The organism is Pseudomonas sp. R2-7-07 (genome assembly GCF_003852355.1).
Lineage (GTDB): Bacteria > Pseudomonadota > Gammaproteobacteria > Pseudomonadales > Pseudomonadaceae > Aquipseudomonas.
Window position 1 is genome coordinate 991,911 of record NZ_CP027759.1, and the last position, 24,618, is coordinate 1,016,528.

The 24,618-nt window shown below is 54.2% G+C and carries 23 protein-coding genes; all 23 read right to left on the reverse strand.

Features of this window, described 5'->3' with window-relative positions; genetic code table 11:
- Positions 1-202: 202 nt before the first annotated feature.
- Positions 203-1,519, reverse strand: coding sequence for a shufflon system plasmid conjugative transfer pilus tip adhesin PilV (pilV, locus tag C4J86_RS04305; protein WP_124369590.1), 1,317 nt, complete (start codon positions 1,517-1,519; stop codon positions 203-205).
- Positions 1,509-2,450 (reverse strand): ATPase, T2SS/T4P/T4SS family, encoded by a 942-nt coding sequence (locus tag C4J86_RS04310; protein WP_124369591.1) that lies wholly within the window; start codon positions 2,448-2,450, stop codon positions 1,509-1,511. Before C4J86_RS04310 ends, pilV begins: the two co-directional genes overlap by 11 nt.
- 10 nt (positions 2,451-2,460) lie before the next feature.
- The gene (locus C4J86_RS04315) at positions 2,461-2,976 is read right to left on the reverse strand and encodes a type 4 pilus major pilin (protein ID WP_173667485.1); all 516 of its coding nucleotides are present in this window, start codon (positions 2,974-2,976) and stop codon (positions 2,461-2,463) included.
- 25 nt (positions 2,977-3,001) lie between these two features.
- Positions 3,002-4,141: a type II secretion system F family protein gene (locus C4J86_RS04320; protein WP_124369592.1), complete on the reverse strand. Its 1,140-nt coding sequence runs from the start codon at positions 4,139-4,141 to the stop codon at positions 3,002-3,004.
- Positions 4,131-5,690 carry a GspE/PulE family protein gene (locus C4J86_RS04325; RefSeq protein ID WP_124369593.1) on the reverse strand — a complete coding sequence of 520 codons (1,560 nt, stop codon included), beginning with the start codon at positions 5,688-5,690 and terminating at the stop codon, positions 4,131-4,133. Before C4J86_RS04325 ends, C4J86_RS04320 begins: the two co-directional genes overlap by 11 nt.
- Before the next feature lie 12 nt (positions 5,691-5,702).
- The gene (pilP, locus tag C4J86_RS04330) at positions 5,703-6,275 is read right to left on the reverse strand and encodes a type IV pilus biogenesis protein PilP (RefSeq protein WP_124369594.1); all 573 of its coding nucleotides are present in this window, start codon (positions 6,273-6,275) and stop codon (positions 5,703-5,705) included.
- Entirely contained in the window at positions 6,265-6,825 is a 561-nt protein-coding gene (gene pilO2 / locus C4J86_RS26970; protein ID WP_372239255.1) for a type 4b pilus protein PilO2, read from the reverse strand. Before pilO2 (C4J86_RS26970) ends, pilP begins: the two co-directional genes overlap by 11 nt.
- Complete coding sequence (gene pilO2 / locus C4J86_RS26975) at positions 6,792-7,595, reverse strand: type 4b pilus protein PilO2 (protein ID WP_256681725.1); 804 nt, start codon at positions 7,593-7,595, stop codon at positions 6,792-6,794. Before pilO2 (C4J86_RS26975) ends, pilO2 (C4J86_RS26970) begins: the two co-directional genes overlap by 34 nt.
- A 3-nt stretch (positions 7,596-7,598) precedes the next feature.
- Positions 7,599-9,413 carry a PilN family type IVB pilus formation outer membrane protein gene (locus C4J86_RS04340; protein WP_124369595.1) on the reverse strand — a complete coding sequence of 605 codons (1,815 nt, stop codon included), beginning with the start codon at positions 9,411-9,413 and terminating at the stop codon, positions 7,599-7,601.
- Positions 9,413-10,570 (reverse strand): TcpQ domain-containing protein, encoded by a 1,158-nt coding sequence (locus tag C4J86_RS04345; RefSeq protein ID WP_124369596.1) that lies wholly within the window; start codon positions 10,568-10,570, stop codon positions 9,413-9,415. The genes C4J86_RS04340 and C4J86_RS04345 overlap by 1 nt, the downstream gene beginning before the upstream one ends.
- A gap of 82 nt (positions 10,571-10,652) precedes the next feature.
- Positions 10,653-11,219, reverse strand: a complete 567-nt coding sequence (locus C4J86_RS04350; protein ID WP_124369597.1) for a hypothetical protein — start codon at positions 11,217-11,219, stop codon at positions 10,653-10,655.
- Between the two features lie 123 nt (positions 11,220-11,342).
- Positions 11,343-13,298: a DEAD/DEAH box helicase gene (locus tag C4J86_RS04355; RefSeq protein WP_164485606.1), complete on the reverse strand. Its 1,956-nt coding sequence runs from the start codon at positions 13,296-13,298 to the stop codon at positions 11,343-11,345.
- On the reverse strand, positions 13,295-15,175 hold the full coding sequence (locus C4J86_RS04360; RefSeq protein WP_124369598.1) for a hypothetical protein: 1,881 nt from the start codon (positions 15,173-15,175) through the stop codon (positions 13,295-13,297). Before C4J86_RS04360 ends, C4J86_RS04355 begins: the two co-directional genes overlap by 4 nt.
- 110 nt (positions 15,176-15,285) lie before the next feature.
- Positions 15,286-17,190, reverse strand: coding sequence for a type I DNA topoisomerase (topA, locus tag C4J86_RS04365; protein WP_124369599.1), 1,905 nt, complete (start codon positions 17,188-17,190; stop codon positions 15,286-15,288).
- A gap of 99 nt (positions 17,191-17,289) precedes the next feature.
- The gene (locus C4J86_RS04370) at positions 17,290-17,487 is read right to left on the reverse strand and encodes a CrpP family ICE-associated protein (protein ID WP_124369600.1); all 198 of its coding nucleotides are present in this window, start codon (positions 17,485-17,487) and stop codon (positions 17,290-17,292) included.
- Between the two features lie 178 nt (positions 17,488-17,665).
- Entirely contained in the window at positions 17,666-18,091 is a 426-nt protein-coding gene (locus C4J86_RS04375; protein ID WP_124369601.1) for a hypothetical protein, read from the reverse strand.
- Between the two features lie 109 nt (positions 18,092-18,200).
- Positions 18,201-18,665 (reverse strand): single-stranded DNA-binding protein, encoded by a 465-nt coding sequence (locus C4J86_RS04380; protein ID WP_008437336.1) that lies wholly within the window; start codon positions 18,663-18,665, stop codon positions 18,201-18,203.
- Positions 18,666-18,680: 15 nt separating this feature from the next.
- Positions 18,681-19,220: a DUF3158 family protein gene (locus C4J86_RS04385; protein ID WP_124369602.1), complete on the reverse strand. Its 540-nt coding sequence runs from the start codon at positions 19,218-19,220 to the stop codon at positions 18,681-18,683.
- Positions 19,221-19,225: 5 nt separating this feature from the next.
- On the reverse strand, positions 19,226-19,951 hold the full coding sequence (locus C4J86_RS04390; RefSeq protein ID WP_060765247.1) for a PFL_4669 family integrating conjugative element protein: 726 nt from the start codon (positions 19,949-19,951) through the stop codon (positions 19,226-19,228).
- 618 nt (positions 19,952-20,569) lie between these two features.
- Positions 20,570-21,871 (reverse strand): STY4528 family pathogenicity island replication protein, encoded by a 1,302-nt coding sequence (locus C4J86_RS04395; RefSeq protein WP_124369603.1) that lies wholly within the window; start codon positions 21,869-21,871, stop codon positions 20,570-20,572.
- On the reverse strand, positions 21,868-22,563 hold the full coding sequence (locus C4J86_RS04400; RefSeq protein WP_124369604.1) for a DUF2857 domain-containing protein: 696 nt from the start codon (positions 22,561-22,563) through the stop codon (positions 21,868-21,870). Before C4J86_RS04400 ends, C4J86_RS04395 begins: the two co-directional genes overlap by 4 nt.
- A gap of 27 nt (positions 22,564-22,590) precedes the next feature.
- Positions 22,591-24,357 (reverse strand): ParB family protein, encoded by a 1,767-nt coding sequence (locus tag C4J86_RS04405; protein ID WP_124369605.1) that lies wholly within the window; start codon positions 24,355-24,357, stop codon positions 22,591-22,593.
- Entirely contained in the window at positions 24,354-24,590 is a 237-nt protein-coding gene (locus C4J86_RS27225) for an Arc family DNA-binding protein (RefSeq protein WP_032877856.1), read from the reverse strand. Before C4J86_RS27225 ends, C4J86_RS04405 begins: the two co-directional genes overlap by 4 nt.
- Positions 24,591-24,618 lie beyond the last annotated feature (28 nt).

Sequence of the window (24,618 nt, forward strand, 5' to 3'; positions counted from 1 at the left end):
GTATGTGAAATCACCGACCTCGAATACTTCTTTTCCTTCTAGCGCGCGACGCCATAGCACAGTTGAGCATATCCTGCTTCGGGTGCTTAGCCAGGTCTGTAATTCTCCAGCACTATACTCAACGTCATTCTCAAGCGTCTGCACTGCAATAATCCCCATAAACATACAAAAATAGCGTTTCTTAATTTTTTAAGCGGCTGCTTTATTTGAAGCAGCTCCAATAGAAAAGACCTGGCCAGGAAAGTCGAGAAGTGGAGAGAAACCACCCACTGGCATTTCTGAAGATGTAGCCTGTCTCGCTATCTCCGATGCCAAAAGCGCCAGTTAAAGAGCATGATTTCCATGTGGTGTCGCCAAGGGAGCAGGTCACACTGCCTCTGGCAGGCGCCTGGCAGGTGCCCTGGATCAGCTGGAATTCCCACCCCCCTGGTCTTTTCCATAAGCCTTGTTCGCAGGACAACGTTATTCCCGCGGCGCTTTTTGCAAGAAGGGTTCGGTCACTACACTGTTGCCCCTCGGTAGCTATGCCTCCCAGGGACAAATATTCATTTGTCTGAATGCGATCATAGGCCGTTATCTTGCCAGTCGAGGTTATCTTTCCACCCCATAGTTCACCACCGGTTGAAAAGTTTTTGTCGTTATAAACTTGGACCCAGTTGGGGCTGTTTTGATAAAACCCGCCTCCCCATTTTTCGCTGTACCAGCCTGTGTCACCACGTGTTCTGAACCAACCACCTGTGCTGGTATCACCGGTAATGGTTGCAGTAGCGGCATTTACATTGGCTGTGGCGATGACGTTTCGAGCTGTAATGTCGGCATTAGCTGTTATGTTGCCTGAGGCTGTGATATTTCCTGCGTTGTTAATATTGTGGTTACCCATCGTGATATCAGTATTCATCGTGTTGAATTCTGGATGGTTTGGCACTGCGTTTCGATATAGATAGTCATTAGCCAACGCACCATCCATAAGGAAAAGTGCGCTAGCTGTATGTCCTGGGCCAGGAGCTATAGCATAGTTACTTAGTGCTACCTGCCATCCACCCCGCACGCCCTGGACGATGTTCGGGTTGGCTGAAGAGATGAAGCCACCAGGTCCTCCGAGATTTTCAGCGATGGTTCGGATACCCATTTCAGGAATCGTCTGCCCACCACTAGTAACCACAATCACTTCCAGTTGATTAGGGTTGGGTTTCCGGGCGAGGCCGAGAATGGTCTGCCCAAAGGCGTTCGTGGGGCTAAAACCTGCAGGAAGGTAGTTGGTGTTGACGAGCATCGGAACGGTTATTTGCACCGGTACGGTTGCTGCTGCGTTGGCCAGCACCACGCTGTAGTTATCCTTCAGATATTTGGCCAATGCCTCTGAAATGGTTCTCTGTTGATCAGCAGCAATTCGATAGTCCTGAGAGTCCATCTGCTTGATTTGCCATGCGATCGCCAAAGTGACGACAACGGAGAAAACGGCCAATCCGATCGCCATGTCCAAGCTCAAGAAGCCCCGCTGCTTGTTCCTACTGGTCATTCCAGAGACTCCTTGATGATTGGTGAGCGATGTCGTGATCGAGCATCGTGATCTTTCCTGCATGGACTTTCTCTCGGATGCCCGGTCCGTCATCGCCCGTGAAAAGCAGGCTCTGCAGGGTTAATCGACGACTCCCTTCGTTGCCGCTTGATAAGGACTGGTGAAGAACGGCCACTAACCCCTTGGAGAGCAGCTCTCGGGCGTTATTGAGTAACGGCTGAGCCAGGGCTGATATACGCTCAATGCCTTGAGTAACGCTGCCCGCATGACCTGTGCTGATGATGAGATGGCCATTGATCGAGGCTTGAATTACTTGTGCTGCTGTCGAGCTGTCGCGAATTTCTCCCACGAACAGGAAATCCGCTCTTGTGCGCAGCGCTAGAATCAACGCTTCCTCGTATCCCCCCATCCGGCGAGAGACCGGAACTTGAATGCAGCGCCCACTACCATGCCGACCATTCAAAAACGGTTCTGGAGGATCCTCGACAGCCACACAAATGCCTCCCCAGGCCTCAAGGCGAGCTTTCACCAGTGATGCAGCACTGGAGGTTTTCCCTGTGCCCATTTCCCCACAAATGAATATCAGGCCGCGAACCGTGTCGCTCATCAACGCGTCCTGCAGATAGTCGGGCAGACCCAGCATGTCCAATGGACGGATCTGGACTGAGGATTTGCTTACGACAAACACAGGCTTGCCATTCAAATCCAGCAACTGGGTTACACGAAGGACGACGCCATCTTCAATTAGGGCGAACTCTGGATCCTGGGTTGCCTTGTGCTTTTCCTCGCACTGCGCCCGTAAGCGCTCAAGGTCTGACCGCCATTCGGCGGGCGCTTCAACCCTTCGTGCCTGCCCAGGGAGACCTTTGGCGTCGGCAAATCCATCGCCGAGGTACAGGTCGACGAATTCAGCATCAGAGATCACGCTCACACTGAGTTCCTTAGTACGAAGTCCAAGCGATGGTATTGGCGTCCGAGGAGCAGCTGGTCGCAGCTGCCACCGCAGTGATTTCGCCGGCAATTGCAGTGCCGCCATTGATCGCCGTTGTTGTCTGTTTGTCCTTGGCCATGTTCGAGGCAAGGGTGATGCAGGCATTTTTCGGAAGGTTGGATTCTGTGATGGTGAAGGTCATGCCGTTGCTCATCACGGTCACTGCGCCGTTCCAGCGGTTGGACAGGGCATTACCGTTGATGCTCATGCCGCCAGTTGCCTCGAGGTTGATCAAAGAAGGCGCCAAGTTGGTGCCTGCCGTGGCGTAACCCGTGGTGCTTTTCAGTCGTTTGGTATTGCTCAGCAACGTGCCGAGATTGCTCTGTTCAATGGTGACGTCCGAGCTGCCGAACGTTCTGTAGCCCATGAACACGATGAAACCAAGTGCCACCGCGATCAGCATCAACCAGAACATCCCGTCCAGGGAGAGAAATCCGCGTTGGTTGTTTGGAGTGTTTGTTGGCATTTCCAGTACCTCATTTAGGTTTGATTTAAAGCGTTGCAGTCACATTGCCGGCCAACTGGAAGATCCCGATCACTACCAGAATCATCATGACCCCCATGGCCATGGAGGACATGCCGATAAGAGATTTGGCGATGGCTTCGACGCGCTGAAGCGTTTGCTCCAGCCACCGGTTTGAAAACCGTTCCATCGACTCGGCGAAGCCTTTGCGGGTGGCGAGCACTTCCAGAAAATGCATCGCCATGGGGTCTGGGAATTGATGACCCGCAAGCTTCAATGCAGTACCGAAGTTTTTGCCGGCGCTCACTCCGTAATGAATGGCGCTCAGGCGCTCTTTCAACCACGGGGAGGCATTGCGTTGAAGGGAGGTCAACGCATCGAGTTGGTTGATGCCGGAGCGCAGCATCACAGCCATGTTGAGCAGAAAGATCGAACCGTGGAGTGCCTTGTAGACTGACCAAGGCGGGAGCCTCTCAGCACGGACTCGCAGGATCTGGAGCAGCTTGTTCAACTGCAGCTTCCACGAAGGGCTGGCGGCCGTAATCTGAAGTCCGCAAAAGACGGGTAGAGTGACGATCGATATGAGGATGAAGACGATCACAGTTATCAGCGTTACAAGTCCGTAGTGGGTCACGAAATTCGATAGGGCGTAGAGGAAGGCCGGCACACCGGTCCACGCCTCGGGGTTGGAGCGTCGTGTCATGGAGGGCACCATCCACACTGCAATCACATACAGCAACGCCGCCATAACGCTCCACACCACGGAGGGGAAAACTGTGGCTGATGCCACGAGTTTGCTAATTCGCTGACGTACTTCGATGATCCTCACGCAGTCCCGAAATGCCTGCACCAGGTTGCCGGTGTCTTCCCCGGAAGCGATCAGAGAGTTCTCGTCATAGGGAACCCAGCCTTCGCAGGAAATGCTCAGGGATTTCCCGCCTTTCACCGATTGCGCGATATCCCTGCATGCAAGGGATACCGGATGTAGCTTCTGGCCGTTATCGCTGAACGCTCTTGCCACCGTATGCAGCGCGTCCTCAAGCGACACACCGTCCTCAAGGATGCCCATCAGGCTCTCGTAGAACTGGATTCTTTCGTTTTTGCCGAACTGCTTGGCATAGAAGGTCTCTGCCCAACGATTCAGCATCGCTCTGACGTCACTCAGCATGAGTGAGCTCCAGGATCTGCCGGTCAAAGTCCAAAGGCCCCACCGTCATTTCGGCGTGGCGGGGGTCTACTAAGCCTTGTTTCAGTTTGATGATCGTGTGTGCGGTTTTGGTAATACCGCCCATTTCCTTGACCCAGTGGCGACGTGCCGCACTTGCACCCTGCCCATTGAAAACGCGCATGAACTCAAGGTCGGTGAGCAGAGTTTCCGCAACCACTGTGCGACCGGTGATGCCCAAGCCCTTGCAGTGCGGGCATCCAGATCCTTTGAGGTAGGTCTCATCAATCGCTTCCAGATCGCGCAAGCGCTGCACCAGCGCGCTGTTTAGCTGCCCGAGATGCTCGCGTGCGGGTACGCGGCAGTGGGAACACAGCACAGGCAAGAGGGATTGGTTGACCACGCTTGTCATCAATGCAGGATCAGTAACCAGGTGTCGGTCTACACCCATGTCGATCAGTCGCTGAAGAGCTGCTACAGCGTTGTTGGTGTGCAATGTCGTCAGCACCAGGTGACCAGTCATACCGCCGCGGAAAGCCGCTTGTGCTGATGCAAGGTCCCGGATCTCCCCATACATGAGAATGTCAGGGTCGAGCCGCATGGAATTGGTAATACCGTCATTCCAGGTTTCACCGGCGCCCAGCGGTGACTGATTGGCGAGGAGTGGATATTCAGGTGGATCTTCCATCGTCAGAATGTGTTTTGTTCCACCGCACTCTTCATGCAAGAGGTTCAGGTTTACCTGCAGCGACTTCGATTTACCTGAACCGGTGGGACCAGTGATCAGGTTCACCCCATAAGGCAAGCTGCGGATGCGGCTGAATGCATCAATTTGCTGCGTCAGAAAACCGAGATCACTAAGCGTCATTTTGGTTTTGTCGTCATACAGCAGACGCAAAACCATTAGGGGGCCATCTACGAGCGGCCGAGTGGCGACTCGGGCACCGAACAAACCGAGCTGGTCGACATAGGCGCGTTTCACCCTGGCGTCCTGGCTCACCTGCGGCTGGTAGTGATCTTTCGCGACATCGCACATGCTGTTGTAGAGGGATGAGCAGAGCTCCATGCCCACCTGACTCTGATGCTGCTCTGCCTCCCACAAGAGCCCGTGGATGCGAAAGAAGATTCGAGTGATATCGTGACCTACGACAAAGTGGACGTCGCTTGCATTGCGCCGGTGGGCTTCTCCTAAAAGCTGCACCACCTGGGCTTGGCGCTTCGTCTCAGTCGCCGACAGCGCTTTACCGTTTGCATCATCATTTGCGCGGTAGAGTGCCTTGATCGTGCTCATTGAGCAGACCTTGACCTCAAAGTGGTGATTTTCGTGTTCCAGCTGGTCCTCGAATGCCATGACATAGGCATCCGTTTGGTGTTGGGCAGACACATACAAAATCCCGTCGCTGGTCAGCGCACACAGTTGACGCAGCTCGGGTTTCAGCTCAAACGGTCCACCAGGGGCCGTCAGCAGTGTTTGGTGCGACGTCAGTAGGACTGCAGCAGACTCATCACTGTCAGGCTCTATGACATCTGGTTTTTCAGTCAGGATCGTCATCGAACTTCTCTATCAACGTTGGCCAGGGATCAGACCAGGCGGCATAGGTGCTGATGGGGTAATGCCGGGGGCTGGACTGTTGACGTTGCTCAAGCTGACCGGGGGCATACTGGAGAAGCCGAGGGGGTAGCGCTTACCATCACGTTCGAGGGTCACGTTTTCGACGGAGAGGATGGCCACGCGGTAGCCACCGGGTAATTCCCGAGATGAGGCATCAGCATCTACTTCAAATCCACTGCTGTAGAGCAGGGTTGCACGGAGCCGTTTTGCTGAGCCGAATACCGCCTTCACGACAGGCAAATCAAACTGTGTGTCACTGCTGTGGCCCGAGGCTGCAGCCGGCTGTGTGAGGTTTCCTTGAGAAAAAAACACAGTTGACGGCTGCGTCGTCGCACTTTGGTCTTCACCCTTGATCGATCTTTCGGCCTTGGCCTTCTCGGCTTTGGCATTCAACAAGATCGTCTGGCTTTGAATCTGGGCAAGCTCGCCGACGTTCACCCCAGATAGGGTGTTTTCATCTGCCCAACTCGATGGTGCCCCTAACGCAAGGATGGAGCACAAAACGCACAGCGCTTTATTTCGCATAAAGGTCACCTATTACTGACCAGACAAGGTGGCCGGTCTCATATTTGGTTGTGATTTCACGCAGCCGTAAGCCCTGACTGGGTGCGCCGGACAATGAGTCCAGCGGGGTAATGCCAGTGGCATAGCTCAGTTCGAATTGCTTCCATTGAGGCGGTGGCGGCGGCGGTGGAGCAGGTTGGCCCGGTATCGCTGGTTGAATGGGTACAACGACCGGCACTTCTTTCAGCACTGGGGTTTGAGTGAAGCTATGCAGCCAAGACGACAGGTTCGCCAATATCACGATGGCTTCGTTTAGAGACTCATCACCGGCTGCGGGTAGCGAGATGTCGAATTTCAACGTGGCCGAGTTGCCCTCATCAAAGAAGGCCGGCCGATCAGAAAAGTGACCCTGAGTCGCCTGTATCAGTTTGTCGGCCGTGCTATTGCCCGAGCGCTTATAAGAGGACAAGACCTGTGCGCCGTCGCAGACGGCACTCGTGAACTGCCATCCCTGAATGGACAGAGGCAACTGATAGATTACGTTGCTGCAACCTTCCAAGAAATCTGCCACAGATGGACGTTTGGCCCAGGGGTGTTCAAGCGCTTGGGGGGCTGCTCCATACCGGATTCTTTTTGCAGCCTGGCCAACTCTGCCAGGCGTTGCTGTTCAGCTTGGAACGCCGCCTCTTTGGCTATCCGATCCTGATGGCTCTGCCACTGAGTCCATCCAATGATGCCGGCAGCGATCAGCACGCCAAGAACTGCCAGCTGCACAAGTTCGGGTTTGGATAGCCCAAAGACGAGTGGCCGTAGCCGGTACTCGCGTTTTAGATGCGACGGCTGAAGTAGCTCTTCCACGTCCAGTGGTTGACCACCCATATCGAACTCTGGGGGCAGGTACTCGTTGTCGAAATTGATGCCACGACTGCGTTGTTGCGCGACTCGGCGGCGAACCTCAGCACCTGTGCCGATCATGTCGCAGCCAGAGATCACGCCACCTTGATACACAGCAACGAGGGCATACTGATCAATTTCGCTTTCAGTTTTCCAGGCCGCGATCCATGAGTCCCCCAGCTGTCCAGCCAGGGTGGCCGCGAGCGAGTACATCCCTTTTGTGACCTCCTCGCTGCGCGCTACAAAACCTGCCTGAATAATGGCTGGTGTTCTTCTAATGGCGACAATGTCGAGGTGGTGCTCACGACCGTACTGGCGCGCTTCCTTCATGTGACCGGTGACACTGCCCAGCGGATGCCAGCGCAGACCGGTGACAAATGATTTTCCTCGATACTGGAGTACCTGGACCCGAGCAGAGCGTCCATTTTTTGAGGTTTCCGCAACCATGGCTTACCCCTTGAAACCTGTGCAATGCAGCAGTGGGGTAGGGCAAGAGCCCCAAGGCTCGTTGGCAGCAGGTGAAATCACCGCGCTGGGACTGCCTGTGTCGCTATCAACAACAGGAGTAATCAGCACTACGAGCACGCTGTGCCCTGTGGTGCGGACACGGCTGCCGCCCAAACCGAAGAACCCGGGGTCCCCCACGCCTGACTTGGTTGCGTTTTCGCTGTTCTCCTCAAAACCAGTCAGTACGAGGGTTTGACCGCTGCGCAATTTGACCTTGGGCGACAGGTTCTTAGTGTCGTAGTCCGCTGTCTGCACACTGGAGCCGTTGCTCGTAAAAGTGGTAAACGTCGGTTTGCTGCTCATGCTCAGGGTGATCATCAGGAGCATGTTGTCCTGGTCGATGATTCGAGGCAGCAACATCATGTTGAAGCCACTGGTGATGGTTGCGGGGGTGAGCGAAGTAGACGATCCAACGGAAGCCGTTGTAGTTGTCGAGCTAGATGCGACATAGCTCTTCACATTGCCGATCTGGATTGGTGCCGGCTGCAGATTCAGCGTGGTGACCGACGGCGAGCGAACGTTTGAGATTCGGCCCTGTTCTGAAAGTGCTTTGATAATTAAGTTGGAGCCAGCCCAGGGAGACTTCGACGTGTCCAAAATACTCAGGGAGCCCGACACCGCGCCCGTACTTATGCCGGTGGTGGCATTTTTCAGGGAGAAGCCCCATTTGTTGCTCAGGGACGTATAGACAGCTGTCCAGTCCAGGCCAGTCTGGTCTGTGTCAGTGAGAGTTACCTCGAAGACTTTGACATTGAACAAAACCTGACGAGTGATACTGCTGTTGATCGAATTCAGGTATCTAGCAACGTTGGAGAGTACTTCTGGTCGATCGCTTACCGTCAGGGTGCCAGTGGATCGTGAGAGAAACATCCGACCTTGGGGTTGTTGGCTCAGCATCGCCTTGACGTTTTTTTCAATGTCTCCGATCAGCGAGGTTTTGATGGTAACGGTGGTGCTCTGGTTGCTGCCTGATTCACCCGATGCACCTGTTGACGAAGATCCGCCACCACCACCACCGGAGCTGCTCCCGCTGCCTGTGGCGGTCAGCAAGCCCGACTTCACAGTGCTTTCAATGACTTGGTCATCTCCAAATGCCCAGACGTCGAACGTCTTGGTGTCGAAGTAAGTGACATGCACGCTGCGATCATCGGAGGAATAATTCCACGCTAAGCCCAACTGGGAAGTTGCTTGATTCAGCAACCCGGACAGCTTGCCGCTGTACTTAATGGGAAATGTGTTGGGCGCAGTCAGCCCAACCGAATTCATTGTGCGGGCGTTGCTCGGAACATTGCCGATGACGCCGGCGGGCATGAAGTTGGCCAGGTTGTCGGCAGAGCCCATACCAGGTGGAACTGCAGGTCCTGAGTTGCCCTGGGTCGAACTGGAAAGGACACTTGGGTCGATTGCATCAGGGGCTACGATGACCGGAACACCACATTCACTAGTGATGTACTGCGCGATCTCAGCGATCCCAACGTTATACGAAGGGCGATAGGTGATGTCGCAATCCATGGTCAGCGGTAAACCACGCTTGGCGACCAGCGGTTTTTTGGAGACCCATGGTTTGTCGCTGTACACCACCGTCGCGCGCGCGGACTCTTGCTGCTGATTTCTCAGAAATCGGCTGTATTGGGAGGCTGTCGCAGCGTCATTTTCAGCTCGGCTGGCCGATTCATTTACACGCTGCAGCGAACAGGAACTCACCAGCGCGACCATAAATGACAAGGCTGTGCCTTTGATCCAGAGACGAGCAGTCATCATTTGTTCCTCTCTGTAATAAAAATCAGCCGCTGTGATGAGTTACTGTCGACCACATCGACCAGAAAGGACCGTGGAGCCGAGTCGTACAGTGGGAAAATCGACCCAATGGCTTCTTGGAAACTGCCCTCAAATCGAAGTGGAGCGTCAATTGAGTAATCCAAATCATCGACCTGCCACATCAGTTTCCAGCCCGCTTTTTCAGCCCAGCCTTCGACGGTTTGACGAAGGGTTGAGCCAGTTGAAGCCGTCCATATCTGGGCCAGCGGCTTCGGCGCTGCTATGTCCGTCGCAACCGGCTTTGGCGCTGCAGAAGCTGCAGACGCCGCGGTGATCAGTTTCGGAGTTGAAGCGACCTTCGCATTGGCATTGCTGGACGTAGTCGAGGCCGGACTCGGAGTCGGCAAGGTAGACGTTTGTTTGGTAGAGCCGTCCTTGGTATTCACCGTAGGAGGGGCCACGGTTTTGGTTGGTGCAGCATTCGCCGCAGGTGTGGCGGAAGATGCAGTTGTTGTGAAAGGCGCTGTTTGCGGAACGGCGGCGACTACTACTTGGCTGCCCGCATCGTTGTTATTGCTCTTTGCTTCGACAGGCTGTGCAGCTGTCGATGTGTTGAGCTGAGCAATCTGAGTTGATGTAGGACGTGGAGAGTCCGGGAGCTGGTAGCCAGGGCGCAGGACGTAGCACACCTGACGGTTGACCTCGTCGACCTTCACCTGCCAGGCCGGACCTGCGAGCACTTGCAGGGTGTTACGCAGGGTCATTGGGCCAAGTTTATATTGGGCTGCTGGGAGTGGTCGGGTGTAAAGGATGTTGACGTGGCCAGAGTCTGCCGAGCAAAGCGTATAACCTGAACGGTCAACCACGTACTGCATGGCCTCACGCACATTTGGGTGCATGTTGGCAGGAATGCTGATGTCGATAATCTGAGCCATCAGGTCACGTTGGCCAGAATCTGGCAGCGTGCTGACGAGGGTGTAGCGGCCATAGCGCACTACTGGTTCTTTTTCAGGAACGGCGCCGCCAGGATAGAGGTCTGGCGTCAACATGTCCGGATTGCGACTGCTGTCGAATGCGGGCTTGGGTGTCTGCGCCGTTTGGGTCGTGCAACTGGCGATTAACGCGAGCAGCGAGAGCGTGGTGACGTGCCTGATCATGTGCCGAGAGGCCCCCTGTAATGATAGGGGAACGGTGACAGGCTGGTACCAGCTGTGCAGTAGGAAATAGAAAACTGCGTCTTTAGGTATTTACGTAACCGCTACCACGGCTCTCGTTGCTATTTCTCACACCAAGGAAAATGAGCGGTGTGCTCTGGCGTGCTGAAGGTTTTTTTTTAAGAAGTACCCACATGCATAAACAAAATGCGAGAACACCCATGAGATCCATACCGAACTGATCGAGCTGGAAAAAACCATGCTTTTTGATTTGGTCTATCTCCCATGCTATTGATACTACGATGTAAGCGCTTGCAAGGATTGCCGTCCAATGAGTGATGTAAGCTGGGCGGGTTTTGGTCATTAACCATCTGCGGAACTTCCCAAACGCCAATACTCGAATAGGACTTTTTATAAAGCGGGCTTTTGATGTGACGGTCATTGCAAAAAGCAGTATCGCCAGCAAGACAGCAGTGGCCGCAAATCCTCCTATGAAGTGTTCAATCAAGCTCGCATTGCCGAATCCGATGAGCTTGAATACTTCTCTTACGGGAAGATGTGTTTCATAACGACTTAGATAGGCGAGCACTCCCCATAGTAGGGCAGTGGCTATTAAGAAATATAGTTTGTTGGGGAAAGCCGTTTTGCGCATAAAAACTCCAAGTACCTTGCTGATAGCCTCGCGAGAATTCTTTCATAAATAAAATCATATGAAAACCTTGCCTCATGACCTAAATCTTGGATTTCCGCATCGTGCAGGAGCAAGAGTGTAAAGTTACACGTAGTTCAGTAATTCAGATCTGGCGTTGGCGACAGCATCAGGCTCAATAAGGTCGCTTGCCAACTGGCGTTTATCCAGCAGCATTTGCCAGAGCATCTGGTCGATGGAGTTTTCCACAAGCGGGATCTTCACTACGACCATGCGCAATTGCCCATTCCTATAGGCCCTGTCCTCTGCCTGGTCCTGCAGCCCAGGCGTCCAGGGCAAGCCCAGGAACATGACATAGTTGGCCGCAGTGAGATTGTTGCCGGTGCCGGCTGCGGAGGTAGTGGCGGCAAAGATGCGCGTTTCTGGATCACTTTGGAATTGATCGATCGCTTTCTGCCGTTTGCCTACAGAGTCACTGCCGACAACCGTGACGCACCCGTACCCAGCTTGCTTGCACCGAGTGCGAAGTGTTCCTACCGTATCCTTGAACTCACAGAACAAGATAACTTTGTCCTCGGCGTCCAGTTCACACAGCAGATCCATTACGACGCGAATCTTCACCTGCTCAAGCAACTGACGCAGTGATCCCAACCTGGCGAGGCTAGGCCTGTCTTCAAGCCGAATCTGATCGTATTGCTTGCGCTCTGCAGCAGTGAGCTCGATGGGTAACGTTTGGCGCTGTTTGCCTTTGAGACCGGGCAGGACATCCTTGCGTCGACGAAGCATCCAATCGCCGATTGCGTCCCGCAGATTCATGCGGAAATCCTGACTGCCGGCGAACTGTTCGCAGAATTCTTTCAAGGGCAGTTTCCCTACGGGGTGGCCGGATAGCCGTAGCAGCGTGTGCAGCTCAGATTCTCGGTTGAGGACTGGCGTACCCGTCAGCAGGTAGCGGTTGGGTATCTTGGCGGCAATGTCGAAGCCGTGACGTGTCCACGCGGCGGTCGGCTCTTTCAGGCGGTGCGCCTCGTCGATGATCATCACGTCAAAGTGTCCTGCATGCAGAACAAAATCGCCCAGGCGTTCGTAGTTGGTGATAATCCATTGCGAAGAGGGATCAAAGACCTGTTGGCCGATTGCGGCCTCGGGATACACCATCTGGATTTCGCGTTGCCAGTTGATGATCAACGTCGACAGCGTGATTACCAAGATGGGTCTATCAGCTGCTCGGATTGCAGCGGCAATGATTGCCTGGCGAGTTTTGCCAAGCCCCATGTCATCCGCAAGCAAGGCGCTTGTGCGCTGTAGCAAGTGCCGGATGCCTGCCGGTTGATGGTCCAGTAAAGAATAACCAGCCAATGCCTGGTTAATCTGTTCGGTGGTGAACCCGGTGCGCTCGATTGAGGGCACCGCGGCTAGATACACATCGGTTGAGGTGCTGTCATCAGCCGCTTTTGCAGCGCGCTCTTGTGGAGGTCCACCAAGACTGATGCGGGTGATTTCATCAGCGGGAACAACGGATCCGTCGGTCAGTAGCTCTTGTACGGTGTCGAGGATTTCGAACTGATCCTCCGACAACCCAAGCTCCAGGATCAAGTTGCTTCGCACCACTTCCGCACCAGCGTCGATGCGCCAGGACTTGGAATGCCCGAGAAACACGCCGTGCATGCGCCTTGAAACGGCGACCGCGCCAGGATGGTAGTCACCTGACAGCAGGATCCCGCCCTGAACGAGTGGAGCTATCCGAAAGGTCAGCCCCCACGTGAATGCCTGCCGATCTGGGTCGTTTTGTGCGGCTGTGATTTTATGTGAAAACGTCTCCCAACTTTCATTGAAACGGTCCTCGGACAACTCCATCAAACGGTGGAAGAGCACATCCAGGTCATCCAGCAACTTGCCTTTTGGTAATCGCCAATAGCGATGTTGAGGATGCTCGGCACGCCGAATATAGAAACCATTACGTTCGAGAAACAGCCGGTTCGCACCCTCGACGTATTGCATTAAGACCCCGAAGTCATAGCCGTCAAAAATGACTTTTTCGACCAGGTCCTGCCGGCGGTTCATCAGACGTGGACGACTCATGTCCTGCTCAAGCGTTGGTTGATCCATTCCGCACAGGCCTGGGCATGCAGTTTTTTCCGGTTTCGATTTGTATAGCGCGACATGGATAGTGTTTGGTCGGGCCATTCCAGGTTAATGGCGAGTTCACTCGATTTGATCTTTGCCCAAAACCATTGATAGGCCCGGTCAACCCTGGAGCCCGACTTAGGTGTGCGATTGCGGAGCCCTCTCAGTTGAATCGTCACCAGATGTTTGGGAGTCAATTTTGCTAACGTTTCGCCCCAGGCATTTTCATCCATTTGGATCTCTGCAGAGGCCAACGATTTCCCGTTTTCGCGAACCGAAATAAGACGGCAGATACCCCGATAAGCACTGTAGTCGTAACCATTAATGCAGTGGGCCAGCGCTCGATGTTCTGCATCAAGATCGGCGGGGCACTTCAGCTCGATAATTTGCAGTCCATTCGGACTTACGATGGTTATGCCGGTTGAATAAAGCAGCGGCTTCCAGGGCGTTAAAGAGTCTGTTTTTGTTTGTGGATCTACTGCATCTAAAGCCTCACGTATGTCTATCAACGCGAGGTGAAAGCCATTCACCAAGCTGGCGATCTGGTGATATGAAGCAGTAGCAATGAAGCTTTGGAGTTTTTGCAGTGCTTCACCAGCAGTTGGTCCGTCGCTCTCATCAACGTTGTTAAAGAGCTCGTTCAGGTCTCGAAAGTCGTCGGCGATTTTGGACCAATTGTCGTCCGACCAATCAGTTGGACACCCTGAAAGCAGCCTGTTCCAGTCCTGTGTTTGATCCAGCAGTTGATACGGAATTTTATCCAGCAGGGCGAAGAGAGCGATCCAGTGCGCTTTTTTAAGAGGACGGCGATTGCCCAGTGAGGCTCCCAGCAGCAGTCGATGCCAGGGTCCTTGTGGCCCCTCACGGCTGATACGGGTCAATGCACTGCCGGTATCGAATACCCGCTGTTGACCCAGGTAGCGCACTGCGGTGCGCGGCGCTTGTAGCAGCCAAGCCAGTGTGTCGGAAAGGGGGAGGCCCGCGTCGGCTATGCGACCTATCAGGCACACTTCAGAGGAAATCAAATAACGGTCCTCACACCAGTATGGGCGACACGCCTGAAGTTCATCCCATGGGCAGTTCATGTATACCTGCTGCTGCCCATCCCACGGCCACGGCCATTGATCTACTAGTACCAGAAGTGGAATCAGTACTGGCTGGGCTTTTAGGGCCTGGAGGCGGCGTTTTCGGTCACCTTGAGCCAGCCAGTTATAGAGCTTGGGTGAGGGACATTGCGCTGAACGAATGGCGAATAAAAGCTCTTGGTCCAGACAATGGCAAAACCGCTTCAGCGTGCTGCCAATCTGCTTTAGGTAAAATCGGGTGCGGGGATTGAAGTACCGATTGTTGCTCGCCTTCCAATCGAAACCGCGGCGATTAAAGCTTCCGAGATCTTCAATCGATAGGGCTTTCGCCCTCTCTCCAGCCGACTTGCAGAAGGAGGTCAGTAGGACGTCTGCATACCAGCGTTTTTCAAACCTGAGCAGTAGCTGCTGGGCCACCATTGCGGTGGGTTTTCTCTTATGCACGCGGTCCTTGCTGAAAATTTTGCAGGCCTTAGCCTGATGACCATCGAAGTACTGCAGGTGATCGCCGATTCTGGCCAGGACCGGCCGTGTTTGATCATCTGTAGAGGGCAGGGCTACGCACCAGCAACGAGTATGGACAGTAGAACTCAGATAGGTCTCGATGAAGGAGGTCAGCTGGGAGGGCGATACGTTAAATTGTAAAGCCCAGGTCTGGGCGACTTCAATTTGCCGGTCTGAGAACTTCTCCAGCTTCGGCGCTAAGATGCGCAGCCCCACCACCGATTGTCTCTTCTGTACGCTCACCAATGACCTCCTCTGCAATTTCGCAGAGGACTGTCAGGTATAGGAATGGTGGGCTTCCAGGGTTAATGAGTAACGGCGTTGTCGGTGATTTATATCGGCAATGGCAGAAGTCACAGCCCTCTGGGTTTACTGAGATCGGGTTTGCCATTCAAGTTTGGAAAACTCACCTTGCATCCATTCGATTTAAAGCCTGTACAACCCCAAAAGTCATAGCCACCGTCTCCTTTTTTCTGTCGCCTTGCGAGGGGCTGATTGCACTTGGGACAGTTGAAAGCGCCACCTTCTGTGGCTGGGCGTGGAGCGGACGCCATCGGCACACTCGGCATTCCACGTTGCTGAGACAGCTCCTCTTCCAAGCGCCTATGCAGACGTGCAACGACAGCTCCATATGTGTCTTGGCCCTGGGCGATTTTGTCCAAATCGCGCTCCAGCTCCCTTGTAAAATCGAGCTCCACGAAACTGAAGAACCCTTCCAGCTTCGCGATTGTTTCCTCCCCCAGCGGCGCCGGTACCAGCTTGCGGCTTTTTTCCTCGATCATTCCTTTGCTGGTGATGTTCTTCAAGATCGAGGCGAACGTACTGGGACGGCCAATACCGCGGCGCTCCATTTCCTTGATTAGACTGGCCTTGGTGTAGCGGGATGGCGGCTGGGTTTTCTTCTTCAGCAGTTCTCCGTTGTGCACAGAGAGGATCTGTTTTGGGCAGAGTGCAGGAACTGGGTTGCTCGCTGCCGCATCTTCCTCATCGTCCGTGTCATCACCCTTGAGCAGCTTCCGCCACCCAGGATGAAAAAGGGTTTCACCAGTTGCACTGAATCGCAGTGCCTTACCATTTGGGCCAACCGCGAGCAGTTTTACAGCACGCACGTCGAATACCGCCGCTTCGATCTGGCTGGCAAGCGCCCGGACCCAAATCAACTTGTACAGGGCGAGCTCCTCGTCGTTCTCACCGGCTTTTGCATCAGCCCAATGCGTCGGGGTAATAGCGGGGTGGCCTTCCTGCGCGCCTTCGGCGGCTTTGAATGTACGTCGCACGTCGACGGTCTTCAACCCGATAGATCTAGCTACGGTTCTAATATCCTCCATGGCCTCGTCTGGTACGTTGGGATTATCCGTCCTGTGGTAGGTAATGACGCCTTGTTCATACAATCGCTGGGCGACTTGCATGGTCTTGTCCGGGTCCCATTTCAAGGCGTTGCTGGCTGCTTGTTGAAGTGTGGAAGAGATGAAGGGCGCGGGTGGGTGGCGCTCGGCCTTGCGGTCTTCACAGGACTCGACGACGACATTACGTGTGCCGGCGACGAGTTGGGCCAAGTTGGCATCTTGAACGTAAGGAAAGTCTTTGCTCGCGAAATCCGGTACCGGTTGCCAATCTGCATACCAGGTGGTGCCCTGATTCATATTCACAAAGTTCAGACGCACACCGAAGTGGTTGACTACCTGAAAGTTACGGATCTCGCGCTCGCGCAAAACTACCAGGTATACGGCAGGCGATTGCACGCGGCCTGCAGAGGTGGGCTTGCCCATCAGTCGGCGTAGCTCCTGAGTCACCAGATAACCCACCAAGCGATCAAGTACACGCCGGCATTCTTGTGACGCGACTCTGTTCAAATCGATTTGGCGAGGATTGGCTAGAGCCTCTGCGACACGCTTCAGGGTGATTTCATTGAAGGTGATGCGTTTGTAGGATTTGACCGCCAGTACCTGCTGGATGTGCCAGCTGATGCTTTCACCTTCGCGATCCGGGTCGGTTGCGAGGTAGATTTCATCGGCCTGTTTAGCTGCGGCCTTGATGGTCCGCACGGCCTTGGCGCTCTTATCCAGGATCTCGTACACCGGTGTGTAATTTTTGCGGACGCCTGTGGTGATCATGCTGTCGTCCTGCCCTCTGGCCGGCAAGTCACGTATGTGCCCACCACTGGCGACAACCAACCAGTCTTCGCCTGGGCGCAGCTTCTTTATCATTGGCTGAAGCTTTTTCAGCTTCCCAGGTGCCTCGATGATCAATAGCTTCACGGTGTGCCCCTTCTCAATTATGCAAAGAGGGACTGTCACGTCATGGCAGGTAGGGCTTCAATGGGAAATGGTCAATGCACAACGGGGGGCTTTTAGCGGCTAGAGGTTCAGCGTCAGCTGCTGTTCCTGGGCAAAGCCCTTTAGCCACGACGCGCGCATCGCAGGATGGTGGTAAGGGCAGTCATACACCCGTAGCCCTTTTCGGGCGGCGTCAGCACCGGCTGTATGAACGGCAGTATGAGGGTTATTGAATTGCCGCCTATCTGCTGGTTTCAAAGAAGTTCGAGATTGCGCCATTGGCTATCGGTCCCCGAAGAACAGATCTATCAGACAGTAACATCACGGATAGGGCATTTTTGGCCTCAAAAACGGAAGTTTTAAACTTCTGTGCCTGAGATAGCCGAATGGAAGTATGACCCAACCTGAAAGTTAACGAATGGCGCGATTTTTTGCCAACCAATTGGCGCGCTTTATATCAATTCGTAGCTGGCTCGTCCGTCCAGTTCGCAGTTCTGATCCACGCGATGAAGTCCTGAGTTGATTGTCCGCTTTGAACACGTAATTGTTCCAGCTTACCGTATAAGTGTTCAGTCATTTCGTCGTCGTCGTCAAAGTCGACGCGGTATTCAGTATCTAAGCGGAATTCATCGAGCAAGGTGTTGAGAAATCGGCGGGCTCGCCAGGTATCAAGGTCGGTTTCTCCACGGCCTCCCATAAGATGTTCCCCCGTTCGCCACCCAACTGGAGCCCATGATGCTCGGTCTAGATCCAGGGTGAGTCCGTAGTAGTCCGGAGCATTCACTTCGCTCTCATCGAAGTATGCCCAGTACACACGGCCTAAAGCTGGGTGCTCTGCGCCAATGACAACGTACCCAGTTGGGTCCCTCAAAACATCATCCATCGGCACGTCCTACTTTATAGTGGTTTCCTGATCAGGTTGGGGGAAACGATGAGCTGTTCCCCCAACACCGACAGCTACACGAATGGGCCGAAAAATTAAGCCCCTGTTTTCAGAATTGCGGCGGATCGGTATCTGGATATTCATCCGGGCCTGGAGCTGGCTGCGGCCGCGATTCGGGTCTGTTGGACTGTTGCGAATTCTGGTTTTGCGAAGGCGCCAGGTTCACCATGGTCACGCGGTGCGGCAGCATGCCGACCCGGCTGGCCTGAATTTTCAAAGCTTCGAATTCGCCATCGTCGTTCTTCCAACGGTCCATAACTGCGCGACCGGAAACCAGCACTCGCATACCTTTCTGGAACAGTTGCGAATAATGCTCGGCGTCCTTGTGCCACCACTCCACATTCGCCCAAAAACCGCCACGATCTTCGTAGCCGCCTTTGCCATCCGGAATCGAATTGTCGAAGTAAACGTTGGCTCGCATGAGTCGACGTGGGTCTTTATTGCCGTTAGGGAATTCTTTGAATTCCGGTGCAGAACCGATATTGCCTTCCCAGCCTTGTACGGGCGTGCCCATGGGTATTCTCCGAGGTTATTGGTATTGCGTTGGGTTGTTGAGCTGCTGCAGCCGAGCGGTATACACGGCCTCTGCCTGGCCCATTTTTTCCGCGCACTCGGCGGCCTGTTTGGTAATCGAGTGCAACAAACTCATTTGCATGTTCAAGGTGATGCGCTGCAGCTCCATCACGTAAAGATCCTGCAGCATGGATTCCGGTGTTCTGGGTGAGCCCATCATTTCTGCCCAAACCCCGACGCCCATCCTCCGATCTGTCACCTGCTGCCATCTCAAAAACTGGGTACCGGCTTGGGTGTTCTGCTCAGTCAACCGCACTGGAACAAGGGTGAATGGATATCGACGGGCCTGGCTCAGCACTTCCTGGGCAAGAGCTTTTAAGTCCGATTCTTGAGCCCGGCAAAGATCGGCAAATTGGGTCAGCTCCCCCTTACCTTTAAAAGGCTTTAAAAGGCCCTTTAGTGAGGCAGCCTGTTGCAGCCGCTGAAAGGCTTCCTGTTGCAGTGGCCGGAAGGCGGTCTGTTGCAGCGCCCCATCATTGGAGGGAATCTGGCCCATACTCTTTAACCCTCAACGGAGTCATCGAGATGATCATCCGTCTCGGTTTGCTGCTGACCGCGGATGATCGGTGGCGCGAAATTCGAACGGCGGGTGCCTTCCAGGATGTCCTGTGGTAGCTCACCGTAGCGCTCGTACATTTTGCGGGCTGCTTCAGCCTTGGCATTGTTTGCAGCGAAGTCGTCGCGGGCAGCGCCTGAGTACTTATAGATCTGGGCCAGACCAAACAGTCTCCGCAGTACCGCTGCGCCCTCATCGATCCAGGTTTCCATATCGTGCCGCCCGACAAGACCAACGTGCTGGGCCAGCAGAATGCGTCTGACTATTTCGTCGTAGTTCGTCAGCAGGTACACAGCCTGAAATCCGAGGGGATTGGAGATGTACAGCGGGAGGCTGACAGGTTGGATCGACAGGTTTTCGCTAATGCTGATGGCCGGAGGAAGGGAGGCCATGGCTGTGTCCAAGCGATCTTCGATAGTCTTTAGCGCTTCCTTGGAATCGTTGATCTTTTCTTCGAGGAGGATCATCCACCAATCAGAGTAGGGGTCGTCCTGTTGGGCGCCACGAGACATTCGATTGACGACAGTGCAGAACCCTGACAGACCGATGATGCCGGCTTTGAGGTCATTTTTAGGGCGCCCCATCCATATACGTGCGGCATGATGAGTGTGAAGGGTGAGCTTCACATCGCTGCGCAGTGAACCGATGTTGAGCCGGAAGTTATCAGCCATGGTGCAGTGTTTCCTTGGGAAGAGGATTGACGTACCCATGCTGCAATTTGGCTATAGGAGACGCAGCATTAAATACGTAGCCCGATGGAAGGGGATTTGTTGGGGCTTCTATATAGGAAGAGCTGTAATTCGCCAGTGAGCTGATAGCCACTACCGATTTCGGACTCCTTCATGGAGGTGCGGGCAGAATCACTTGCAGGGCTGCCCAACCGGTGCTGAATCCTGCCAAGGTGTTGCGGGCCGCAACACTTATTCGGCTACCACCTCCGGTGCCTGATCCTGTCAGGGTGTTGTGGGTCACAACACATGCTGTGTCCCCGGCACGGATGCCGAATCCTGCCGGGGTGATGCGGGCCGCATCACTTGTAGTGCTGCCGGCGCCGATATCGGATCCTGCCGGGGTGATGCGGGCCGCATCACTTGTAGTGCTGCCGGCGCCGATATCGGATCCTGCCGGGGTGATGCGGGCCGCATCACTTCCAAGACTTCCGCCACCGGTGCCGGATTCTGACAAGGTGTTGTGGGCCACAACACTTGCCGTGTCGCCGGTATATATTCCGGTCACGACTGCTTCGCTGTGGGCCGCATTACCACGATATTCTGGTTGTCCGCCTAACATCATGGATGCGTACCCCGATTAGGCTTCAGCAGATGCAGCATTCCGCTGAGTGTGTGTTTTGCCGTTTGTATCGACTCAGGGCTACGCGGCTGAGCTACCGTCTTTGTTGGTTGCTCTGCGCCCTCTGGCGGGGCTGAAGCGTCTTGACGCTCGGGGCCCGCTTTTACCTTGTCGTCAGGGCTCCATTGGCTGTTGAAATCGCCGCGAACGGCCATGCCGACGAGCGTCATTAAGTATCCCAGCGGGTTTCGGACCCCTCCCGAGTCACATCGGTGGACCCATTGTTTGATGAGCGCCGTTTTCAACTCTGCTGGAACCTTTTGCAGTGCCAGGACCGCGTTCTGTTTTTGCTCGACCGGTAGTCGATGCAGTGCATCGAGCAAATCGGCAGCGATGTCGTTTGGTGCGGGCGGTACATGTACAGAGCTTTTACAAACATCTTTGTGTGTATCTGTATACGTACTATATGAGTTCGGATGCCGAACTAAGTCCGAACTCTGTGATTTACGGCTGAGTTCGGCATCCGAACTCGGCTCAAAAGCGAATCGCTCTTCGTCGTTTTTACTGAGTTCGGCATCCGAACTCAGTTGAGATAGAGCAATATTTTGCTGAGTTCGGATTCCGAACTCAGGCGCTTTTAGGGCGATTGGAGCTTGCGCTTTTGTCCAGGCTTGGCTGTTCATGCGGGATTCGATGATGTCCAACCGGCTGGGTAAACGCTGGCCAACATCTGAATCAGCGGCAAACTCTTTCCAGGCAATTTCCGCCACTTCGCGGATCACCTTGGTCTGGTGTTGCATGGACTGCGTGAGTAGCTGTAAGTAGTCCTTGTCGAACTCTAGAGCTTCGGAGGGTGTTACCGGTTCGTCATGAAGCAAGTAGACGTTGCCTTGTACTTGTCCACTCAGATCATTGCGCACCCGGCGTCCCAGACTTAGCCAACGGGTAAGCCGAAGGGTCACTAGTGCTTTGGATACAGTTTCACGCGAAGCCGGCCTGCCGGGTTGCATACCCAAATATGGCCTCAGTTGGTCATAGGTAGGGAACGCCGTAAGGCCGTCGTCATTGATCAGTAGGCGGAATACCTGCCAGGTATTTCTTTCAAGCGGGGTTAAGCGATCATCCAGAAGCAGTCGGCGAGGTACCGTCTCGTGTGGGTTCCCGCTGAATATAATTCCGGAGTAGGGTGCAGACCCTTCAATCCCCGGTGGCGCTGACACTTTTTTCTGAAGCAAGTGAGCTTCAAGATGGCCCGAGGCCGAGTCTAAAAGCGTCGACAAGGGCAGCCGAGACAACCTCATAGTACAGAGTCACCTTCCACCGATGTCGCTGCAGGCTGTGCAAGTCGTTGAGAGGACACAAGCTGTAGCCTCCTCGGGAGGCCAGAGTTTGAGGGAGGATAAAGCCCTTCTTTTATCCAAGACTGAATGCGATGCCAGATGATTGCCAAGCTGAGGTTTTCTTGGGGTTCATCTGCGCTGGTATCCTGTGGAGCGTTGAGTTCCTCGGCGACCAGCATGGCGATATCCAGCAAAGCGAGACTGTCCCCAAGCTCAACCTGATGCTCTTGCATAAGGTGCGTCCACCGGTACCAAAGCTGAGCGTCCATCTCCTCACTGAATTCTCGCCACCGGCCACGGCGTGCCGTCACGCCGATCATGAGGCGTTGAAGGGCTACATCCTGCGGAGACAGCCCAAAGAACTGTTGCAACATCTGAGTTGTCGCGCCAAGTCGCAGCGCACGTTCGATCATGCGCACTTCTTCATCAGAACGCTGCGCGCCTGACAAAAGTTTTTTTACCATGTCCCCATCAATGGTGACGCTGCACCAGGACACGGGAGTATTGAGCAACAAACTCAGTACTGAAGGTTGTTGGAGCTGAGCCAGTATCTCTGGCTCAAGACCCATCTCGATGCAGCGCCGAAGTTGGCCATTACGCATGTGATGAAGCACCTGTGACAGGATTGCTTCATTTATCGGTGTCTTGGACATGACGACTCCCCCTTTAGAGTCCGTGTGTTAACTGGCTGAATTCGGACCGTTGTTGGCGACTGACTGGATTTCCAGGTCAATCAAACGTCTCGCGAGACGAATGATGCGGAACAGCTTCACTAGAGCGCCGTCGCTGAGACGGCATTCACTTTCTGGGGACTGATCTTTTGTTTGAGGCTGTCCAAGCAAGATCTGGCCCAGCCCGGATGCGAATTCGAAGTCGGCTAACGCGTCGATTTGAAGCTCGGGTTGCTGCTGAATCATTTTCAGTACGATGGCCATCGAGCCGCTCAAGGACTGGAGCAGCGTCAAGGTATGCTGAGCTGTCGCAGTAATTTCGACTTCCGCTTCGGGGTGTCGGTAGCTGAACCCGACTCCACCATCAATATCGATAAATTGACCTGGGGCTTTGACCGAGCTGGCTATTTCGCGAGCCAATTGAGCAATGTGCTGACGCAGGGTCGCGGTATTGTCAATTTCGCGTTCGATGTACCAAAGGTCAGAAATGGGATTGAGTCCGCCAGCTTGAACAGGGATGGCCACCAAGGCATTGGAAGCGAAGTCGGGCAAGACCTCACCGTCAAGCGCAGCGAGCTCCCGTTTCATCTTGTCGACTCTGGGAGAAGTCTTCACAGGACTCGCAACGTGCCCATCGATACGTGCTTGGCGCTCTTGCGGGCTCATTTGATCCTGCGGAGTAGGGGCCAGTTGCTGTTGCACCCCTTGAGGTGGAGGACTTTCTATGGAGGACGTAGTCTTATGTGTGCTGCCTCCCGAAGGAGTAGGGGGTAGTTGTAGAGGGTTCTGATTAGTCTCAGTGCCATTGTTTGAAGCGTTAAGTTGAGTGGCCCCCTCAAACTGCGATGCAGGGTACTGAGGCAGCTCAAGTACCGGCGTTGAACGACGCAGTTGGTCCTGATTCTGGGTAATTTCCAGCAATATTTTCTCGTAGCCGAGGTTCAGGGGCTTTTTGAGCTGATCAATCAGTTCGTCCTGAAATCGCTGGAACAGAAACTCTTCGGCGTCTCCCTCAAACTGGGCCAGTACATCATGGAAGATCGTTTCGAAATCGAGGTTCTGCTCCTGATCTTGATAATTTCGATCCCAGCACTGAAGAGCTGTTTTGCGTAGCGCAAGCAGTTTCGAGATCCGGTCTACGCCTAGTCCGGAGTAAAGTACTGTAGGAATTGCTGGTAGTAAGTACCGAATGGTGTCCTGCATGCGACTGATGTGTGATTGTGAAACTGGATATCCGTCAGCAGCCAGCCGCCTAGCAAGTTCACGTTGAGAGATCGATTCTCCAGCTTCAGCCTCATACAACACTTTTGCTTTATCGACACCAATAGCCCGCTCAATGAACAGGAGCTGGCCTTGCAGGTCGTTTTCAGCCAAGTGGCCGGTGAGAGAGATGATTTCGCCCCGAACGGCGTCCCAGGGGCGGAATAGGCAGTGGAACTTGAAGAATTTCTCGTCGCCGGTCTCACGATACAACTCGTTTAAAATCGCCAGGCGAGTGTTGCCGCCGTTGCGGATTCGGTACTTATCTTCCCCAGGTTTACGGGTGACGGGAGGTGGGGTATCAAGTCCCCGATTTCGTATCGACTCTTTAATTTCATCGTACTTCGGGTTACGAGTCGTCCTTGGGTTTTCGTCATACGGCAGCGTTTCGTCGAGGGTCAACAGCATGGGGGTATCGACGATGGGGTCGCTCATTCGCGCTGCCACCGGCGACTTCGATTCAAACGCCGGCAGCAACAGCTTATCTTTCATGGTTTGGGCCAAAGACGGTTTCATACTCTGGCTCCTGGCTGCTCGTAAGCCGGGCTTGCCGCCAAAAGCTGGTCAATGATTTTTAAAGCACGATCAAGAGCGGCTTCAAGTTCGGCAGTTGTTTCCAGCCGATAAACAATTTCTGAATTCATCGACCTGGCGTTGTCACGTGCTTCCAACGCGATGCGTTCGCGCATCCCGTCGGGAAGGCGAATAACGAATTTTTCTTCATGCAGACGCTTTGGTTTGTTACTCATGGTGGGCTCCGATGCCTAGGGTAGAAAA

Excerpts from the sequence above, each read along its gene's own strand:
- pilV (WP_124369590.1), bottom strand. The coding sequence starts at position 1,519 with ATGACCAGTAGGAACAAGCAGCGGGGCTTCTTGAGCTTGGACATGGCG.
- C4J86_RS04315 (WP_173667485.1), bottom strand. The coding sequence starts at position 2,976 with ATGCCAACAAACACTCCAAACAACCAACGCGGATTTCTCTCCCTGGAC.
- C4J86_RS04320 (WP_124369592.1), bottom strand. The coding sequence starts at position 4,141 with ATGCTGAGTGACGTCAGAGCGATGCTGAATCGTTGGGCAGAGACCTTC.
- C4J86_RS04325 (WP_124369593.1), bottom strand. The coding sequence starts at position 5,690 with ATGACGATCCTGACTGAAAAACCAGATGTCATAGAGCCTGACAGTGAT.
- pilP (WP_124369594.1), bottom strand. The coding sequence starts at position 6,275 with ATGCGAAATAAAGCGCTGTGCGTTTTGTGCTCCATCCTTGCGTTAGGG.
- pilO2 (WP_256681725.1), bottom strand. The coding sequence starts at position 7,595 with ATGGTTGCGGAAACCTCAAAAAATGGACGCTCTGCTCGGGTCCAGGTA.
- C4J86_RS04340 (WP_124369595.1), bottom strand. The coding sequence starts at position 9,413 with ATGACTGCTCGTCTCTGGATCAAAGGCACAGCCTTGTCATTTATGGTC.
- C4J86_RS04345 (WP_124369596.1), bottom strand. The coding sequence starts at position 10,570 with ATGATCAGGCACGTCACCACGCTCTCGCTGCTCGCGTTAATCGCCAGT.
- C4J86_RS04350 (WP_124369597.1), bottom strand. The coding sequence starts at position 11,219 with ATGCGCAAAACGGCTTTCCCCAACAAACTATATTTCTTAATAGCCACT.
- C4J86_RS04355 (WP_164485606.1), bottom strand. The coding sequence starts at position 13,298 with ATGAGTCGTCCACGTCTGATGAACCGCCGGCAGGACCTGGTCGAAAAA.
- C4J86_RS04370 (WP_124369600.1), bottom strand. The coding sequence starts at position 17,487 with ATGGCGCAATCTCGAACTTCTTTGAAACCAGCAGATAGGCGGCAATTC.
- C4J86_RS04375 (WP_124369601.1), bottom strand. The coding sequence starts at position 18,091 with ATGGATGATGTTTTGAGGGACCCAACTGGGTACGTTGTCATTGGCGCA.
- C4J86_RS04380 (WP_008437336.1), bottom strand. The coding sequence starts at position 18,665 with ATGGGCACGCCCGTACAAGGCTGGGAAGGCAATATCGGTTCTGCACCG.
- C4J86_RS04385 (WP_124369602.1), bottom strand. The coding sequence starts at position 19,220 with ATGGGCCAGATTCCCTCCAATGATGGGGCGCTGCAACAGACCGCCTTC.
- C4J86_RS04390 (WP_060765247.1), bottom strand. The coding sequence starts at position 19,951 with ATGGCTGATAACTTCCGGCTCAACATCGGTTCACTGCGCAGCGATGTG.
- C4J86_RS04395 (WP_124369603.1), bottom strand. The coding sequence starts at position 21,871 with ATGAGGTTGTCTCGGCTGCCCTTGTCGACGCTTTTAGACTCGGCCTCG.
- C4J86_RS04400 (WP_124369604.1), bottom strand. The coding sequence starts at position 22,563 with ATGTCCAAGACACCGATAAATGAAGCAATCCTGTCACAGGTGCTTCAT.
- C4J86_RS04405 (WP_124369605.1), bottom strand. The coding sequence starts at position 24,357 with ATGAAACCGTCTTTGGCCCAAACCATGAAAGATAAGCTGTTGCTGCCG.
- C4J86_RS27225 (WP_032877856.1), bottom strand. The coding sequence starts at position 24,590 with ATGAGTAACAAACCAAAGCGTCTGCATGAAGAAAAATTCGTTATTCGC.